General features: G+C 62.3%; 20 protein-coding genes and 1 pseudogene. 17 read left to right on the top strand and 4 right to left on the bottom strand.

Translation table 11 applies throughout. The annotated features are described in order from the left end of the window. Positions 1–119: 119 nt before the first annotated feature. Positions 120–461, top strand: a complete 342-nt coding sequence (locus VV867_RS08975) for a DUF1654 domain-containing protein (RefSeq protein WP_328566150.1) — start codon at positions 120–122, stop codon at positions 459–461. Positions 462–569: 108 nt separating this feature from the next. After that, positions 570–833 carry a hypothetical protein gene (locus tag VV867_RS08970; RefSeq protein WP_328566149.1) on the top strand — a complete coding sequence of 88 codons (264 nt, stop codon included), beginning with the start codon at positions 570–572 and terminating at the stop codon, positions 831–833. A 39-nt stretch (positions 834–872) separates the two neighbouring features. On the opposite strand, the gene VV867_RS08965 is transcribed toward VV867_RS08970, so the two are convergent. The 4 genes and pseudogenes from VV867_RS08965 to VV867_RS08950 all read right to left on the bottom strand — a co-directional run. Then, entirely contained in the window at positions 873–1,403 is a 531-nt protein-coding gene (locus VV867_RS08965; RefSeq protein ID WP_328566148.1) for a DUF4411 family protein, read from the bottom strand. Then, positions 1,396–2,526 carry an ImmA/IrrE family metallo-endopeptidase gene (locus tag VV867_RS08960; RefSeq protein WP_328566147.1) on the bottom strand — a complete coding sequence of 377 codons (1,131 nt, stop codon included), beginning with the start codon at positions 2,524–2,526 and terminating at the stop codon, positions 1,396–1,398. The genes VV867_RS08965 and VV867_RS08960 overlap by 8 nt, the downstream gene beginning before the upstream one ends. 274 nt (positions 2,527–2,800) lie before the next feature. Continuing rightward, entirely contained in the window at positions 2,801–3,379 is a 579-nt protein-coding gene (locus tag VV867_RS08955; protein WP_328566211.1) for a S24 family peptidase, read from the bottom strand. Between the two features lie 105 nt (positions 3,380–3,484). After that, a pseudogene (locus VV867_RS08950) lies at positions 3,485–3,670 on the bottom strand (helix-turn-helix domain-containing protein); the annotation flags it as partial. A gap of 89 nt (positions 3,671–3,759) precedes the next feature. Here VV867_RS08950 and VV867_RS08945 point away from each other — a divergent pair. From VV867_RS08945 to VV867_RS08875, 15 genes are all read left to right on the top strand, one after another. Continuing rightward, a complete protein-coding gene (locus VV867_RS08945; RefSeq protein ID WP_328566146.1) occupies positions 3,760–3,969 on the top strand; it encodes a hypothetical protein in 210 nt (69 codons plus the stop codon). 88 nt (positions 3,970–4,057) lie between these two features. Then, complete coding sequence (locus VV867_RS08940; RefSeq protein ID WP_267853094.1) at positions 4,058–4,393, top strand: hypothetical protein; 336 nt, start codon at positions 4,058–4,060, stop codon at positions 4,391–4,393. Between the two features lie 43 nt (positions 4,394–4,436). Further along, positions 4,437–4,859, top strand: coding sequence for an HNH endonuclease (locus VV867_RS08935; RefSeq protein WP_328566145.1), 423 nt, complete (start codon positions 4,437–4,439; stop codon positions 4,857–4,859). Continuing rightward, on the top strand, positions 4,856–5,836 hold the full coding sequence (locus VV867_RS08930; RefSeq protein WP_328566144.1) for a hypothetical protein: 981 nt from the start codon (positions 4,856–4,858) through the stop codon (positions 5,834–5,836). The genes VV867_RS08935 and VV867_RS08930 overlap by 4 nt, the downstream gene beginning before the upstream one ends. After that, positions 5,823–6,737, top strand: coding sequence for a hypothetical protein (locus VV867_RS08925; protein ID WP_328566143.1), 915 nt, complete (start codon positions 5,823–5,825; stop codon positions 6,735–6,737). Before VV867_RS08930 ends, VV867_RS08925 begins: the two co-directional genes overlap by 14 nt. Continuing rightward, positions 6,730–7,266, top strand: a complete 537-nt coding sequence (locus tag VV867_RS08920; RefSeq protein ID WP_328566142.1) for a hypothetical protein — start codon at positions 6,730–6,732, stop codon at positions 7,264–7,266. Before VV867_RS08925 ends, VV867_RS08920 begins: the two co-directional genes overlap by 8 nt. Next, on the top strand, positions 7,266–7,586 hold the full coding sequence (locus VV867_RS08915; RefSeq protein WP_328566210.1) for a nuclease domain-containing protein: 321 nt from the start codon (positions 7,266–7,268) through the stop codon (positions 7,584–7,586). Before VV867_RS08920 ends, VV867_RS08915 begins: the two co-directional genes overlap by 1 nt. 112 nt (positions 7,587–7,698) lie before the next feature. Then, entirely contained in the window at positions 7,699–8,178 is a 480-nt protein-coding gene (locus tag VV867_RS08910; RefSeq protein ID WP_328566141.1) for a hypothetical protein, read from the top strand. Positions 8,179–8,256: 78 nt separating this feature from the next. Beyond that, positions 8,257–8,748 carry a hypothetical protein gene (locus VV867_RS08905; protein ID WP_328566140.1) on the top strand — a complete coding sequence of 164 codons (492 nt, stop codon included), beginning with the start codon at positions 8,257–8,259 and terminating at the stop codon, positions 8,746–8,748. Between the two features lie 33 nt (positions 8,749–8,781). Further along, a complete protein-coding gene (locus VV867_RS08900) occupies positions 8,782–9,366 on the top strand; it encodes a hypothetical protein (RefSeq protein WP_328566139.1) in 585 nt (194 codons plus the stop codon). A gap of 84 nt (positions 9,367–9,450) precedes the next feature. Next, positions 9,451–9,750, top strand: a complete 300-nt coding sequence (locus VV867_RS08895; RefSeq protein ID WP_267853084.1) for a hypothetical protein — start codon at positions 9,451–9,453, stop codon at positions 9,748–9,750. Positions 9,751–9,861: 111 nt separating this feature from the next. Further along, positions 9,862–10,743: a terminase small subunit gene (locus tag VV867_RS08890; RefSeq protein WP_328566138.1), complete on the top strand. Its 882-nt coding sequence runs from the start codon at positions 9,862–9,864 to the stop codon at positions 10,741–10,743. Positions 10,744–10,746: 3 nt separating this feature from the next. After that, positions 10,747–12,393: a hypothetical protein gene (locus VV867_RS08885; protein WP_043312907.1), complete on the top strand. Its 1,647-nt coding sequence runs from the start codon at positions 10,747–10,749 to the stop codon at positions 12,391–12,393. Between the two features lie 9 nt (positions 12,394–12,402). After that, positions 12,403–14,685, top strand: coding sequence for a portal protein (locus tag VV867_RS08880; protein ID WP_328566137.1), 2,283 nt, complete (start codon positions 12,403–12,405; stop codon positions 14,683–14,685). Positions 14,686–14,848: 163 nt separating this feature from the next. After that, positions 14,849–15,961 (top strand): hypothetical protein, encoded by a 1,113-nt coding sequence (locus VV867_RS08875; RefSeq protein WP_043312911.1) that lies wholly within the window; start codon positions 14,849–14,851, stop codon positions 15,959–15,961. The last annotated feature ends 30 nt before the right edge of the window (positions 15,962–15,991 follow it).

The following is a 15,991-nucleotide window of genomic DNA, read 5'->3' as shown; positions in this document are numbered from 1 at the left end:
AAACGAAACAGGTCAAGAAGAAATTTAGATATATAAACCGAAAGGACGGAGCGAGGGAGGGGATTGCGAAAGGAAAAATCTGAAAGTACTGTATGAATATACAGCGAAGGGAGAGGCTTATGGTCAAGCAGCAGAAGAGAACGGCAGACCAGGACCGCAGCGGCATGAACGGCGTTGACCGCCTACGCCTGCGGGTGTCGGCGATGATCAACAACCCGAAGGCGCAGGCTGACCGCCGAACGACGATTTGGCGGCTGGACAGCGACACGGAGCTGACGTGGCGCCAGGTGCTCGAGGATTTGGCCGAGACGGAAGGCCTTGAGATGACGCGGAACGAGGACGGGACTGTGCTGCTGACGTGGCAGCCGTCAGAGGAGGAGGGTGCCGACGCCGGCGGGGAGGAGGTCTACAGCGAAGAAATGGTGGTGGAGCACCTGCACGAGGAGCCGGCGCCGTTCTAATTGGTTCCAGGGAGGGGCGGTATCGAAATGATGTACCGCCCAGCGAATGGGCACCGGCGAGCCCTGGAAGCTGCGATAATCGCCGCCCCTCTCTGCGAGTCCAGCCAGATGCCTTCTACCAAAGACCTCGAACTTCAGATGCGCGAAGCCTTGGGGATTGCTCCGGTCAAAAAGAAGACGACAAAGGACGCCAGCAGGCCGGTTGGCGGCTACCTGGTGGTCTTGAGCGTGAGGGAAGCCAGCGGCCCGGCATTCCGCTTCGAGCACCGCTCGCGGAGCATCAGCAGGACCGAGGCAATTCTGGAAGCCGAGAAAGCGGCGAAGAAGGAAGGCTACAGGCCATGGGCCTTGGTCGACGCAGATCAGGTTTGAAGCAATTTAATTCGCTATATCGGCATCCGCTTTTTCGAATTAAATTTTCGGCTTATTTGCAAAGCTAAAATCGGTATTGGAGTTCTCGGCTAATATGTCATAGACGTAATGTGTTTTTATTCCAAATGCGGAGGCGGCATCGGGTAGTTGAATTTTGTTCTTTCTCTCGGGGTTTGGGAGTTCGTGAGTAATAATGTCGTACCCATAAGCCATGGCGGTTGCTAATAGGAATGCGTCTGCTACATTGCTGTCCGCGAATTGTCGTTTGGCTTGATCCTTATAATGGGTACTTCTCGCGGTCCATGCCATTATCTCCGCGTATTTTTCCATTACTTTTGCATCGGATTCGTCTGCAAGGAAGAATGTTGTTGGGAGTTCTTCTGCCCACTTGCGAGCCGGGTCTTCTTTATCGCCGTTAGTTAGTTCTTTCTTAACTTTGTTGATCGAGCAGACGAGGCCCGCACCATGCGCAGTCAGCATCCAGCTCCAGAAGTGGCTACAAAACTCAAACCTGTAATAGAGGTTTTTGGCTTGGAGGAAAATGTTGGCGTCAACTAAGTATTTATGCATGGGCGCGAATATTCTTTTTATAAATGTTTACAATGGTTTCGGGGGTGACATTCAATAGGCGCGCCGCGTCGCGTATTAATGTCGTTCCTTCCATTGTGCTTTTTACGATCGCGCTGGTTACCTTTTTGCTGTTTCTAACTGGTATTGTTGCGTAGGGGTTTCCACCCGATCCAGCCTGCTTATAGCTTTTAGCATACAAACTTCCATATTCTTCTCTGCTTATGAAACCCATTTCAAAAGCTCTCCGCCCTACTACAAGGCGGCTTACACGGAATACCCTACTGGCTTGGTCGATGGATAAAATTCCATCCCTAGCGACTAAGGCAAGAAATTCATCTTGAGGAACGAGAAGCTCAGCAGCTACTGCATTGCAGAATTTTTCAATTTTGTCGGCTTCTCTAAAGTCTTTGGGCGAGGGAATGTCCGATACGCCGCTTTCGCCAATCCAGATATGGGCAATTTCGTGTGCGAGTGTGAAAATCCACGCTGCTTCAGAATCTTTTCCATTTATAAAAACGGCAGGTGCCATCGAGTCGCAAATGGCGAATCCTCGAAATTCGGATACCGAAAGCCCTCTCTTGGAAGAGTTTTTGACTACGCCATTCTTGAATACTAGAATCCCAATCGATTCGAAACGTTCGGCTAGTGCTCTAAAATACTCCTCTGGATTAGAGCATCTTTTCTTCAGGCTTGTATCGATTCCCGCAACTTTGGCAATATCACGTGCCACTTCCTCGACCTTTGCGGAAGGGCTGTATTTGCCTACGAAGCTGAGTTCATCTGCGCCGATGTCTTTTAGATAGTCGATGTACCAAGCTTGCTTTTCAAGCACATCTTCTAGAACTTCAAAAAAGTCCGGCCCGAGAGGGTCAGGCGATGCAACCTGCCGCATATCAGGCAAGCGAGGCTTTTCCAGGCTGGGCGGTGCTTGAAGGAATAGGAACCCAAAAGGGGTGTGCGTGAGAGAAGCAACCTTTTCTAATTGACGAACTGTCAGTTTCCCTTCCAGTACGCGATCAATTCCTTTTCCGGTCGCAACCTCAGAAGCGAGGTCGTTGAAAGACTTGCCCACTTGGCTTGCGGCCCATTCCAAGACCGACAGAGAAATGTCAAGTACGTCCATCAATATGCTCTTTAGCAAATTGCGCAGAGTATGGTAGCGATCATCAGGTTTGTCATTGGCAAAAGGCTTACAAACCGAGACGTTCGTCAGATGGCGAAACAGCGAGCTCTGCTACGCGACTCGTCACTCCCAAACCAGCCTCCGCAGGGCAGTGCATCCAATGGTGCGTGAGCGTCGCGATTAGAGCGCCCCGCGCCCTGCCATCCCCACGAAACCCATCTTCCGTTACCGCATACGTCCTCCCTGTGAGCGTCTACCCGCTCCTAACGTACAGTCAGACTAGATGAGCATTCCACACCAGCAGCACCCGGGCATGAATGTAGGTCTCATCCATGCGGATGGACCGGTCCTTGTGCTTCTTGTTGTCCGAGATCATCTCGAAGTGGTCGGCATCCTGGACCTGCAGGCGCTTGATGTAGAGGTGCCCCTGCCAGGTGAAGATGAAGATCCCGTCGCCGTTGAACTGGTTGATGCTGATGTCGACGATGAGCGGATCGGCGTGCTTGATGGTGGGCTCCATGGACTGGCCCCAGCCATACACCATCTTCAGGTGGTTCGGGTCTTCGAAGGAGACGCCGATCTTGCGCAGGTGCGACTGGCTGACCTTCACGTCATGGAGCATTTCCATGTAGTCGGCCGGCACCTGGCCGTTGCCCATGGCGCCGCGGATGTCGTAGTGCGCGATGCGGATCTCGTCGCCGACCAGGCCGACGGGCCGGGAGAAGTCGCCCACGATGACATTGCTCGACGGCGCCGCCGGAGATCCTCCTTCGGCAAGACTGTCCGCCACTGCCTGGGCTATGCGCTGCTGGGCTGCGCTGTTCAGGCTTTTCCCGGCGTGTTTCTTCAGCATATCCAGAACCATGGAGGCCGCTGTCGAATTGGCCGGTGGCTCCTGAGCATCTGAGCGTGTGTCAGGCTCCTCGCTGACCTTTATCGAGTCAGCGCCCTCTCCATTGGCAAGCCATTCGGCCGAGCATCCCAGGGCATTCGCGAGGGCGATAAGTCTCTTCCCACCGGCCTGGTTGGTTCCATTCGTCCAGTGAGTGACGGAGCCCTTTGAGACGCCCACGAGCTGAGCCAACTCAACTGAGCTGAGCTGCAGCGCCTTCATGCGTTCTTTGACGCGATCTGCGAAGTCCATGTTTAGGATGCTAAACATCATGCGGTTTAGTTTCCTTGCGCGCGTTGGTTTATTTTTCTAAACTCCGCCAAAACACGCGGAGACCTCTCGTGACCTACGAACAAGCCCTCACCCATTTCAAGACGGGCCGGGCCATCGCTGATGCGTTGGGGCTCAGCGCTGGCCGAATCTCTCAATGCAAAGCAGCAGGCGGGTTCAGTTACCAGCAGCAGTGCGTGCTGGAGAAGTACTCGGCCGGGAAGTTGCTCGCCTCGCACGACGACGTGCCTGGCACCCAGCGCAAAGGTGATGCCGCGTAGAAGGGCGCGCCGGCAGCCGGAATCGGCTGCCGTTTTTATTTGCCCGCAGGACGTGGATGAAAGGCGATGAATCTGGGTGAAACAGAAAATGCAGCTGACATTGAATTTTGAAGCAGGGCTCGTCGACAGCTACCCCAGCTGCCGTGAGTACGTGGCGGCCCGTGTGCACCAGCAGGGCAGGCAGCAGAAGTCGATCGCCGCCGACATGGACCTTTCCCCCTCGCAGCTGACTCGCAAGTTGGCGCAATCCCCCGGGGATTCCTGTCGCTTCACCCTGGACGATTTCGAGACCTTCATTGCTGCCACGGGGGACGCGTCGCCCGTCCTGTACCTGGTCGAGAAGTACCTGGCCGACGCCGGCGACGAGATCGCCGCGCTGGAGCGGAAGCTCGAGCAACTGCGCGCCCAGAAGGGAAGGGGGTAGCCATGTTTTCCACCTGCTTCAGGTGCTGCCAATGGGGACGTCCGTGAGCACGATCATCATGTCGGCCTGCCCAGTATGCGGCGACGATTCCAGTCGAGCGCTGGAGTCGATGCGGGACTATTCATCGCTCGTCGATGGCTCCGCCGTTTGTGGCGGGTGCGCTGAGCGGATTGCGAATGCCTACGCCATGAAGCATGGCGGCCGCTGGCTGAGCTGGGCAAATGAACCGATGCCGAAGCCAAGGAAGGCCGTCATCAGTCTTGCGCTACGCACACAGGTGTTTGAGCGCGATCGCTACAGGTGCCTGCGTTGCGGCACTCATCTTGCCCTTCGTGCCGATCACGTCATCCCCGAGTCGGAAGGTGGCGTCACGTCGCTCGAGAACCTGCAGACGCTGTGTGCGCCATGCAACAGCTGGAAGGGCGTCAAGACGATCGACTTCAGAGTCGCGGGAGGCCAGGCATGACGCTCGCGGAAATGCTTGATCGCCCGATCGCATTCCAGCGCGCATTCGTCTCGCTGGGCGTCGGCATCACTGGTGCCTTGATGCTCTCGCAGGCGGTGTATTGGACCTGCCGTACCGAAGATGCGGACGGCTGGTTCTACAAGACCATGGACGAGTGGGAGGCCGAGACAGGCATGACCAGGTCCGAGCAAGAAGGCGCCCGCAAGAAGCTGGTGAAGTGCGGCGTCCTGGAAGAGATGAAAAAAGGCGTTCCTTGCCGCCTCTACTACCGCGTGAACATGGACGCAATAGCTGCAAACTTGAATGCGGAAATCCTGCAATCCAGTTTGCAGAAATCCTGCAAACAAGGATGCGGAAATCCTGCAGACAAGCCTGCGGAAAATCCGCAAGCAAGTACGCGGAAAAGCCGCAAGCAAGGTCGCGGGAAACCCGCAGTCCTTACAGAGACTACTTCAGAGATTACTCCAGAGATTACTCCAGAGATTACCCCAGAGATTCTTACCGGGGAGGCTGCGCCTTCCCCGGGCGGCGAGTTCGTCGGCGCCGAGCAGGACGCCGGGCCGCGCTGCGAGATCCCGGCCGACATGCCGGGCCCGAAGGATCCGACCTGCAAGACCTACAAGACCTGGGCGAACTACGCCATGGCGTACCGTGCCCGCCACGGCGCCTGGCCGGTCTGGAACGAGTCGGTCGCCAGCAAGCTCTCGAAGCTGATCGACCGGGTAGGACAGAGCGAAGCCCCGAAGGTCGCCGCGTTCTTCGTGAAGTGCATCCACGATGCCCGGGTGATCGCCCAATTCCACCCCGTCGGCCTGCTGCTGGCCAATGCCGAGGCGTACCACACGCAGTGGCTGACCAACCGGCCGACCACGGGCGCCCAGGCACGCCAGCAGGAAAACACCGCCACCAACCTGTCCGCCGCTGAGCAGGCCCTGGCCGAGCAGCGCGCGAGGAGGGAAGCCCATGCTCACGCCTGACCAGCAGGACCGCCTGCTGCTCTCCCTGTTCGCCACCGCCGAGGCCATGCAGCAGCAGCTGACGCCGGCCGCGGCCCAACTCATGGTCCAGGACCTGGCCGCCTACGACGAGCCGGTGCTGACCGCAGCACTGCAAGCCGTGCGCCGCGAGGGCGGCCGGTTCACCGTGGCCGCGGTGCTGAAGCATGCCGAGGCCGCCGACGGCCGCCCGGCAGCGAACGAGGCCTGGGCGATCGCCCTGCAGGGCTACGACGAGGCCGAGACGGTGCTGCTCACGCCGGAGATCCAGCAAGCCGCCGCCGCCGCGGCGCCGATCTTCGACGCCGGCGATGATGTTGGGGCGAGGATGGCGTTCATCGCCGCCTACGACCGCCTGGTCGGTGCCGCGCGCCAGCTGGCACAGCCGGTGGCCTGGACGCTGTCGCTCGGGCACGACGCCGAGCGCCGGGTGCTGGCGATCGAGTCGGCCAAGCGCCTGGGCCGCCTGCCGGCGCCGGTGGCGCAGCAACTGCTCTTGCAGCATGGCGGCGCGCCACAGGGTGAGGACGGACGAGCGATCGCGGGGCTGCTCACGCAAGACGTCGTCGAGGCCTCGCCGAAGGTGCGGAACCGCCTGGATGAGATTCGCCAGGGGCTGGAGACTCATCGGCGCGAACAGCAGCAAGAACGACTCGCCGAGCGTGGTGAGTCCCCGGAGGGAGCGATGGAGTTGCTGCAGCGTCGGGCAAGCCGTAGCGAGGCCTTGCTGGGGAGCCTGCTGGAGGCCCAGAAGCAGGGGGATAGCCTGATCGAGCCGGAGCTGAGGGCCATTGCTGAGCGCGTAGCGCGCGCCGAACAGCGTCACGCCGAGGCGCTGGATGCCATCGAACAACTGCAGAACCAGGAGGCGAGCCATGGCTGAAGCCCTTTCCACCCCGGCCAAGCCGAAGAAGGCGAAGCGCGCCGGCCGCCCCGTGTACCTGGAGTTCAAGCGCATGGTCGACCCGGACACCGGCGAGGTCCGCCTGGCCCTGGTGGCCGACAGCGGGATCGACAAGTTCCTGCTGAAGGAGCGGGGCTACAAGAGCGGCGACAAGGTCCGGGCGGAGCTGAAGCTCCCGCGCAACCTGAAGTTCCACCGCCTGGTGCACGCCCTCGGCCGCATGTGCGTCGACCAGATCGAGGATTTCCACGGCCTGCTGGCGCACGACGCGGTGAAGCGCCTTCAGCGCGAATCCGGCCTGTGCTGCGACATCCAGACCATCGACCTGCCGGGGCTCGGCAAGCTGGATGTCGCGGTGGCGCAGTCGATCTCGTTCGATTCGATGGAGGAGGCGGCCTTCCGGGAGCTGTACCAGGGCATCTGCCGGCACATCGCCGCGCGCTACTGGCCGACGCTGACGGAAGAGAAGGTGGCGGAAATGGCCGAGCTGATGCCGGAGGTGGCGTGATGGGCAAGATCGCCTCGAAGGCCGTCCGGGATTCCGCCCGCGACGAGCAGTGCACGGTGAACATCGCCGGCGTCTGCAGCTACCGCACCGACACCACAGTGTTCGCCCACCTGCCGGACGAGAGCAAGGGCATGGGCACCAAGGCCGACGACCTGAGCGGCTGCTACGCCTGCATTGACTGCCACGACGTGCTCGACGGCCGCCGCCGGCACGAGTTGAGCGCCGAGGAGCGCGAGTGGTACATGCGGCGCGCCATGGTGCGCACCTGGCGTCGCCTGCTGGAGAAGAAAATCATCACCATCAAGGGAGTGGCCGCATGAACAGCGAAGCCGTGTTCTACATCTGCATCACCGTCGCGGTGGTGCTTTTCGCCGGGGATCACAGCCTCATGTCCTCGATCCAGCAGTACCTGGCTGCCGCGGGGTGCCACCCATGATCGTCGGCATCGACCCCGGCCTGAGCGGCTGCATCGTGTTGCTCGGCCCGAACAACACCTACCTGCGCCACCTGCACATGCCGACGATGAAACTCGGCTCCAAGAACCGCGTCAACGGGGCCGCGGTGGCCGCTTTCCTGGGCGCGCAGCCGCTGCATCACGCCTACCTGGAGCAGGTCGGCGCCATGCCCGGCGGCGGCGAGCGGACCATGGGCGCCGCCTCGGCCTTCAGCTTCGGCCACGGCGCCGGCGTCGTGGAAGGGCTGCTGCAGGGGCTGGGCATCCCCTACACCCTGGTGCAGCCGCAGGTCTGGAAGCGGCGCGCCGCGCTCCAGGGCCAGGACAAGGACGCGGCCCGCACCCGGGCCATCCAGCTGTATCCCGGCGTGCGCGACCTGGACCTGAAGGGGAAGGGCCAGGCCCTGGCTGACGCGATGTTGATCGCCCGGTTCGGCAGGGAGGTAGGCGGTGGCTGACCAGCACTTCCAGGCCTGGCTGCAGGAGCAATGGCGCCTGCTCCGCGAGTACGGATTGATCAAAGAGGGGGAGAGCAGATGAAGGGGAAGTCTTCCACGCAGATCATCCTCGAGGCGGTGCGTGACCTGCATGCCCAGGAGCAGATCGTCACCCGCGACACCCTGGCCGAGGTCACCGGGCTGAAGCCGGGCATCGTCGACGACAGGCTCAAGGCGCTCATCGACGACATGCTGGTGCTGCGCGTCGAGCGCGGGGTGTTCGTGCCGGCGCCGGAGTTGCCGCCGGCCAGGCCGGTGACCAAGACCTTGATCCCGGGCGGCTGGGTGAAGATCGAGATCGGGGACGACCACATCCTGACCCTGACGCCGGCGGAGAACCGGGCGCTCGGTGAGCTAATGGCGGGAGCAGGGCAGCAGTACGCCGCGATCGAGGTTGGTCACCAGAACGCGATTTTGGCTGCCGAGCTGGCTGCGAAGGTGCGCCGGCTGGAGAAACAGGTGGGCGCGCTGACCGCTGAGCGTCAGGGGGCGACGACGTCGCAGCTTGCTCTGGTGCTCGGCGGCGAGTAATGATGCCGTTTTGCCCCGCGACTGGAGACATGGATGAGCATCTTCGATAGAGACAAGGTAAACCTGCTGAAAACGGACGGGACGAAGGTCGATGGGATCGCAGCCACCGTTTCGGGCAGCAACTTGATTGTGATTAAGGGGGAGAAGGTCATCATCAGTTCGGGCGACATCTTGGTGCGGCCTTTGAGCAATGGTGGAGAGGAGACCTACGAAGTAGTAGATCCTCGCTACTACGACGTTGGGCATATCGGCCCGCATTACCAGCTCCAGGTAAAGAAGCTGGGAATCCCAGAAGCCAAAGCGGCAGTTCAGCACATCACCTACAACCTTTCTGGCGTTAACTCGCGGGTGAATGTGAACTCGACTGACAATTCAACGAACGTCATCAACATCAACTCCGAAGTAGCACAGGAGATCGGAACTCTTCGCGAAGCGATATCGGCGGCGCCTTTGTCCGAGGCCGAGAAGAAGGACGCGAGCGAGGTCGTGGAAGCCGTTGAGGCGCAGTTCCAGACCGGCAAGCCCAAGCGATCTATCGTTTCTGCGCTGCTCAGTTCATTGCCGAAAGTACTTGAAGTAGGCGCCTCTGTAGCCACTATCCTCGCAGCCTGTGGCTGATAACCCTGTGTAAGGTTCGTTACCGGCAGAGCAACGTTTGATGATCAAGCCTCCCCTGTGTTCCCCCACACGAGAGGCAAGACGATGAAGCGATTCCTGATCTGCGTAGTCCTGGCCCTGGCCTATTGCGGTGTGACCGCAGCAGCCGACGACCAGCAGCATGGCCAGCTGCACAATGCCCTGTACGTGATCCCGGCCCAGGCCAAGGACGTGCCGCTGATCCTCACCGAGAACCAGGTGCAGGAAGTGGCCCAGGCCCACGAGAAGCTGATGCCCGCCACCCTGGCGAAGCGGATCCGCAGCGACATGCGCGTCGCCGGCGCCGGCCTGGTGTTCGACCGCGTGGTCTCCGCCCTGGAGCAGAGCCGAACACAGTGGTGCTGACCGTCCTAGCCACCAAGTAGAGAGAGCCCGCCAAGTGCGGGCTTTTTCGTTTCCGGCGTGTCCCCCTGTAGGGTTCGACTGCCCACCAGCCAGCCGGGAACACTCCCGGCCATGACGAAGACCACCAAGGGCAACAAGCCTACCCCCCGCAAGCCCAAGGCGCCGACAGCCAGCAAGAAGGCCTCCGGTGTGTCGTCTCGTGCCCGCAAGGTGAAGGTACAGGAAGCGGAGGTACGGCTGACTGACCTGCAGCTGCGCTTCGTCGAGCACTACTTGGTCGACCTGAACGCGACACAGGCTGCGATCCGTGCAGGTTACAGCGAGAGGACCGCCCGCCAGATGGGCGCCGAGAACCTGTCAAAACCTGTCATCCAGGCCGCAATCGCTGCCGCGCGTCTTGAGCAGCAGAAGCGCACCCAGATCACCGCTGATCGCGTGCTGCGCGAAGCCTGGAACCAGGTCACGGCTGATGCCCGCGAGCTAACCCAACTCCACGTCGGCTGCTGCCGGTACTGCCACGGTATCGGCCACCGATTCCAGCGAACCGATGCTGCCTACGAGAACGACTACCTGGAATGGCGGGCCAGCACTGATCCGCAGAAGGGTAGGTTCAATGAGGCTGGCGGCCCTGGCTACCACCCGAACATAGAACCACACCCCGACTGCCCGGAATGTGGCGGCAATGGCGTGCCGCGCACCGTGCTGATGGATACCCGCAAGCTGTCGGAGAAGGCCGCTTCGCTGTTCGCTGGCGTCAAGGAAGGCAAGTTCGGCATCGAGATACAGATGCACTCCAAGGACGCCGCCATGGAGAAGCTGTTCAAGCACCTGGGCCTGTACGAGAAGGACAACGAGCAGAAGACCGACCCGCTCACCTCGCTGCTGCACGCCATCGCCAAGAACAGCAGCAACGCCTTCACGCCTGTGGCCGACGATCCCGAGCACAACACGCCGGCGCCTGGCAGCGCCTTCACTCCAGTGGACGAGGACTGACCTGTGGCCGCGCGCGTCATCCACGCCGAGGAACTGCTGCCGCTCCCCACGGATGCGGCAGAGTTGGCGCGCTGCCTGGCCGATCCTGAATGGCGCCTGTTCTCCGGCTGCCTGTACAAGATCATGATCAAGGGCGACGACAAGATCGCTGAGGACGGCAGCATTGAGGAGGGCGACAGCTTCGTCATGCCGTTCCGCCCGAACCGGGCGCAGAAGCGTTTCATCCGGCGCCTATGGCACCGAAATCTGATCCTGAAGGCCCGTCAGCTCGGTTTCACGACGCTGATCGCGGTCATGTGGCTGGACCACGCCTTGTTCAACGCCGACCAGCGCTGCGGGATTATCGCCCAGGACCGCGACGCGGCGAAGGTCATCTTCCGGGACAAGGTGAAGTTCGCCTACGACAACCTGCCCGAGGAAATCCGCGAGCGCTTCCCCACGGCGCAGGCTAACGCCGATGAACTGCTGTTCGCCCACAACAACAGCAGTGTGCGCGTGGCCACGTCCATGCGCTCCGGCACCATCCACCGCCTGCACGTATCCGAGTTCGGGAAAATCTGCGCCAAGTACCCGGACAAAGCGCAGGAAGTCGTTACCGGCTCCATCCCTGCCGTACCCACGAACGGCATTCTGGTAATCGAATCGACCGCTGAAGGCCGCGAAGGCGAGTTCTTCAAGATGGTCCAGATCGCCGAGGCGAACCACGCCAGCCGCAAGAAGCTGACGCCGCGCGACTACCGGATGCACTTCTACGCCTGGTGGCAGGAACCGAAATACCGCCTGGATTCGTCCACCATCGACCTGACCCGCGAGGAACAGGAGTATTTCGACAAGGTGGAGGCCACGGTGCTGCGCGACATGGGCGAGCGCATCACCATCGATCCGGACCAGCGGGCCTGGTATGTGGCCACCAAGCGTGCGGACTTCTCCGGCGCCGAAGAGAAGATGTGGCAGGAGTACCCCAGCTTCCCGGCCGAGGCGTTCCAGATCAGCACCGAGGGCAACTGGTACGCCAAGGACATGATCGCGCTGCGCAAGCGCGGCGGCGTCTGCAAGGTGCTGGTCCTGGATGCGCCCGTGAACACCTTCTGGGACATCGGCAATAGCGATGGCTGCGCGGTGTGGTTTCACCAAGAGCTGCGCGGCGAAGACCGCTTCATCGACTACTACGAGGCGCACAACGAAGACCTGCGGCACTACGTCAAGGAGTTGCGCGACCGTGGCTATGTGTTCGGCACCCACTTCCTGCCGCACGACGCCGACCACAAGCGCCTGAGCGACTTCAACCGCAGCACGCGGGAGCTGCTGGAAGACTTGATGCCCGGCGAGCGCTTCGAGGTGGTGCCGCTTATCACCGAACTGATCAACGGCATCCACCAGACGCGCAAGCACATGAAGACCGCCTATCTGGACGAGACGAACTGCGCGAAGGGCATTCAGCGCCTGGAGGGCTACCGCAAGCGCTTCAGTCGCGCCGACAACCGCTACACCGACCAGCCGGACAAGGCCAACGGCTGTAGCGAAGGCGCTGACGCATTTCGCCAGTGGGCCCAGGCCAAGGAGCTGGGAATGCTCGCCGGCCTGGCTGGCGGTAGCTACGGCAACCGACATCACTACAACGAAGCACCGCCGCCTGACTGGCGCACTTGAGGAATCACCATGGACGCCACCGCCATCTACGACCAGGACCACGCCGAGGCTACCGGCAAGCGCGATGAACTGGCGCTCACTCTGGAGGAGTACACCGAGTTCCTCGAGGAGGTGGAGCAGCAGCCGAAGTGGCGGCACATCGCCGACAAGGAAGCCGACTACGCCGACGGCAACCAGCTGGACAGCGAGCTGCTGCAGAAGCAGCGCGAACTCGGTATCCCGCCGGCTGTCGAGGACGTGATCGGCCCGGCGCTGCTGAGCATCCAGGGCTACGAGGCAACCATCCGCACCGACTGGCGCGTCTCGCCGAACGGTGAGCCTGGTGGTCAGGACGTGGCGGACGCGCTGAACTACCGCCTGAACCAGGCTGAGCGGCAGAGCAAGGCGGACGCCGCGTGCAGCGACGCCTTCCGCTCGCAGATTGGTGTCGGCCTGGGCTGGGTGGAGGTGAAGCGCGAGAGCGATCCCTTCAAGTACCCGTACCGGTGCCTCTACGTCCACCGGAACGAGATCGACTGGGACTTCAAGGCCACCGAGGACGACCTGAGCGACGCCCGCTGGCTGCGCCGCAAGCGCTGGCTGCGCCCCGAGCGGATCAGCCTGGTGTTCCCTGACGCCGCGGACCTGGTCAAGGCCATCGGCACCCATGGGCCCAGTTGGTGGGCAGAGCAGGCCATCGAACTGGCGGATGGCGGATCCTCGACCGGGCTGCACAATGCCTGGGCCGAGGCGCGCGCCTGGACCGTGCAGGAGGACCGCTGGTACAACCCCACCAGCAAGGAGGTCCTGCTCTCCGAGGTCTGGTACCGGCGCTGGGTGAGCGTCATCGTCATCGAGTCGCCCGACGGCAGGATCGTCGAGTACGACCGCAACAACTTGGCGCACGTCGTTGCCGTCGGCAGCGGAACGGTGCAGCCGAAGCGTGCGGTGGTGGCGCGCGTGCGCCGCAGCTACTGGCTGGGCCCGCACTGCCTGTTCGACGGCCCGTCGCCGTACAGCCATGGCCACTTCCCCTATACGCCGTTCTGGGGGTTCCGCGAGGACCAGACGCGTGTCCCCTATGGCTACATCCGCGGGATGATCTTCCCCCAGGACAGCCTGAACAGCGGTATCTCGAAACTGCGCTGGGGCATGGCCGCGGTGCGCACCGAGCGGACCAAGGGCGCCGTCGACATGAGCGACGCGCAGTTCCGCCGGCAGGTGGCGCGCATCGACGCCGACATCGTGCTCAACGCCGACCATTTTCGGACCAACCCGGGCGCGCGCTTCGAGGTCAAGCGTGATTTCCAACTGAACGCCCAGCACTTCCAGTTGATCAACGACAGCCGCGCATCGATCCAGCGCGTGTCGGCGGTTACCAGCGGCTTCATGGGCAAGGAGGGCACAGCCACGTCCGGCCTGCAGGAGCAGACGCAGGTCGAGCAGAGCAACCAGTCGCTGGCGCGGATGATGGACAGCTTCCGCGCGGCCCGCACCCAGGTGGGCGAGCTACTGCTGTCGATGATCATCGAGGACCTGGGCGACGAGCAGCAGGTGATCGTCATCGAGGGCGACGCCGTTCTGCCGGATCGCACTGTGGTGATCAACAAGCCCGAGATCGATCCGGACACCGGCATGCCGTACCTGTCCAACGACCTGCAGCGCACCCGGCTGAAGGTGGCCCTGGAAGACGTGCCGTCCACCAACAGCTACCGCGGGCAGCAGCTCAACGCCATGTCCGAGGCGGTGAAATCCCTGCCGCCGCAGTACCAGGCCGCCGTGCTGCCGTTCCTGGTCAGTCTCATGGATGTGCCGTTCAAGCGCGAGGTGGTCGAGGCGATCCGCGCGGCCAGCCAGCAGGAGAGCCCGGAGCAGGTCGAGCAGCGCATCAAGCAGGCGGTCGAGGATGCCCTGGCCAAGTCCGGCGCCGAGCTGAAGATGCGCGAGCTGGCGATGAAGGAGCAGCGCACCGACGCCGAGATCGACGAAATCCGCGCGAAGGCCGTGCAGATCGGCGTCCAGGCAGCGTACAGCGCCATGCAGGCCGGCGCCCAGGTCGCGCAGATGCCGCAGATCGCGCCCATCGCCGACGTGATCCTGCAGCAGTCCGGCCACCGGAACCTGCCGGGCGACGATCCCAACATCCCGCGGCCGGACCAGACGGCCGCCATGAACATCCAGTCGCCGTACATCCAGGGGCAGGGCGCGCCGGTGCGCGAGAACACCAACCCATCCTACCCGCCAGTGCCCGCCCATGCCGGGACCGGCCAGCGCGGAATCGAGACGCCGACGCCCACCGATAACCTCTCCTGAACCGCCGGAACCCTGCAGGCACCCCCTGTAGGGTTTCTTTTTTCTGCCCCTCGAATTCGACACTCGCCGGCAAGTTGTGCACCCAGCACAGCGAAGCGCGGAGCGGTGATGCCCCGCACTTGTTCCCCAGCGGCCACGGCGATATGTGGCGGGACACCAAGGCATGAGTACTACCCAGGCAGAGTTCATCGAGTTGCACGCTCCCGATGGTCAGATGACCGCGGAGCAGGCGGCCCAGCTCATCGAGCTGAGCCTTCAGGGCGATACCGGCGCAGCCCCCGTGGCGAGCCCGGAACCTGGCAGCGCGCCCGCCGCTGCCCCTGCATCCGACGCGCAGACCTCGACCACTGGCGAGCAGCCCCCCCAGGAAGAACCGCAGGCCCAAGGACAGGCCGCCCCGAGCCCGCAGGAAGGCGAGCTTAACCCGGAAAACGCCGTGATCCTGGCCAAGGACGGCAAGCACACCATCGACTACCAGAAGCTGGTCGATGCGCGTGAAAGCGAGAAGGCAGCGAAGGCCGAAGCACAGGAAGTGCTGGGCAAACTGCAGGCCGCACAGCAGGAGCTGGACGCGCTGAAGGCGCAGGCTCAGCAGCGGGCCGACGCCGGAATAGCGCCGACTGCGACCGATGCCAACGCCGCAGCCGCGCAAGCAGCTATCGACGCCGGTGTCGATCCCGAGCTGTTCGGCGACTTCTCCGAGCAGGATCTGGCCAAGGGCGTGCGTGCCCTGGTCAACAAGGATGCACGCGCGCTGATCGGCACGGAGGTGCCGGCGCTGGTGGAAAAGCTGGTGGAGGCAAAGCTCGCGCAAGCGGTCACGCCCCTTCAGCAGAAGCACCAGAGCGACGCGCAGGACGCGCACTTCCGGGCCATTTCCGAGAAGCACCCCGACTTCGACTCGGTCATCGAGAGCAAGGAACTCTCGGACTGGATCGCCAAGCAGCCGACCTTCGCACAGGCGGGCTACAACGCCGTCCTGGAGAAAGGCACGTCTGCCGAGATCGTCGAGCTTCTCGATTCCTTCAAGGCCGCAACTCAACCCCCTCAGCCTGCCCAGGCCGCCAGCACCAAGGACGTGCAGGCGGCCGCTGAAGCAGCTGTCGCCAACGCCAAGCCGCAGGTCCCGGCCAGCCTCTCGGAAATTCCGGGTGGTGCCGGCGCGCCGCTGACTGGCGACGAGGCGATCGCTGCCATGGACCCGGTCTCGATGCTGGATCGCATGCAGAACATGACGCCCAAGCAGATCGAGGCATTTCTGAGCAGGAACCTGTGACGGTTCTGTCCCGCTGATCAAGGAGATCAA

Source organism: Pseudomonas sp. JH-2, assembly GCF_036231725.1.
Lineage (GTDB): Bacteria > Pseudomonadota > Gammaproteobacteria > Pseudomonadales > Pseudomonadaceae > Pseudomonas > Pseudomonas delhiensis.
The sequence above is the reverse complement of the archived record's forward strand: the minus strand, read 5'-3'. Positions and strand labels throughout refer to the sequence as shown.

Bases quoted from the DNA above. Each gene is read 5' to 3' on its own strand.
- VV867_RS08975 (WP_328566150.1), top strand. From the start codon at position 120: ATGGTCAAGCAGCAGAAGAGAACGGCAGACCAGGACCGCAGCGGCATG.
- VV867_RS08970 (WP_328566149.1), top strand. From the start codon at position 570: ATGCCTTCTACCAAAGACCTCGAACTTCAGATGCGCGAAGCCTTGGGG.
- VV867_RS08965 (WP_328566148.1), bottom strand. From the start codon at position 1,403: ATGCATAAATACTTAGTTGACGCCAACATTTTCCTCCAAGCCAAAAAC.
- VV867_RS08960 (WP_328566147.1), bottom strand. From the start codon at position 2,526: ATGGACGTACTTGACATTTCTCTGTCGGTCTTGGAATGGGCCGCAAGC.
- VV867_RS08955 (WP_328566211.1), bottom strand. From the start codon at position 3,379: ATGCTGAAGAAACACGCCGGGAAAAGCCTGAACAGCGCAGCCCAGCAG.
- VV867_RS08940 (WP_267853094.1), top strand. From the start codon at position 4,058: ATGCAGCTGACATTGAATTTTGAAGCAGGGCTCGTCGACAGCTACCCC.
- VV867_RS08930 (WP_328566144.1), top strand. From the start codon at position 4,856: ATGACGCTCGCGGAAATGCTTGATCGCCCGATCGCATTCCAGCGCGCA.
- VV867_RS08925 (WP_328566143.1), top strand. From the start codon at position 5,823: ATGCTCACGCCTGACCAGCAGGACCGCCTGCTGCTCTCCCTGTTCGCC.
- VV867_RS08920 (WP_328566142.1), top strand. From the start codon at position 6,730: ATGGCTGAAGCCCTTTCCACCCCGGCCAAGCCGAAGAAGGCGAAGCGC.
- VV867_RS08915 (WP_328566210.1), top strand. From the start codon at position 7,266: ATGGGCAAGATCGCCTCGAAGGCCGTCCGGGATTCCGCCCGCGACGAG.
- VV867_RS08910 (WP_328566141.1), top strand. From the start codon at position 7,699: ATGATCGTCGGCATCGACCCCGGCCTGAGCGGCTGCATCGTGTTGCTC.
- VV867_RS08905 (WP_328566140.1), top strand. From the start codon at position 8,257: ATGAAGGGGAAGTCTTCCACGCAGATCATCCTCGAGGCGGTGCGTGAC.
- VV867_RS08900 (WP_328566139.1), top strand. From the start codon at position 8,782: ATGAGCATCTTCGATAGAGACAAGGTAAACCTGCTGAAAACGGACGGG.
- VV867_RS08895 (WP_267853084.1), top strand. From the start codon at position 9,451: ATGAAGCGATTCCTGATCTGCGTAGTCCTGGCCCTGGCCTATTGCGGT.
- VV867_RS08890 (WP_328566138.1), top strand. From the start codon at position 9,862: ATGACGAAGACCACCAAGGGCAACAAGCCTACCCCCCGCAAGCCCAAG.
- VV867_RS08880 (WP_328566137.1), top strand. From the start codon at position 12,403: ATGGACGCCACCGCCATCTACGACCAGGACCACGCCGAGGCTACCGGC.
- VV867_RS08875 (WP_043312911.1), top strand. From the start codon at position 14,849: ATGAGTACTACCCAGGCAGAGTTCATCGAGTTGCACGCTCCCGATGGT.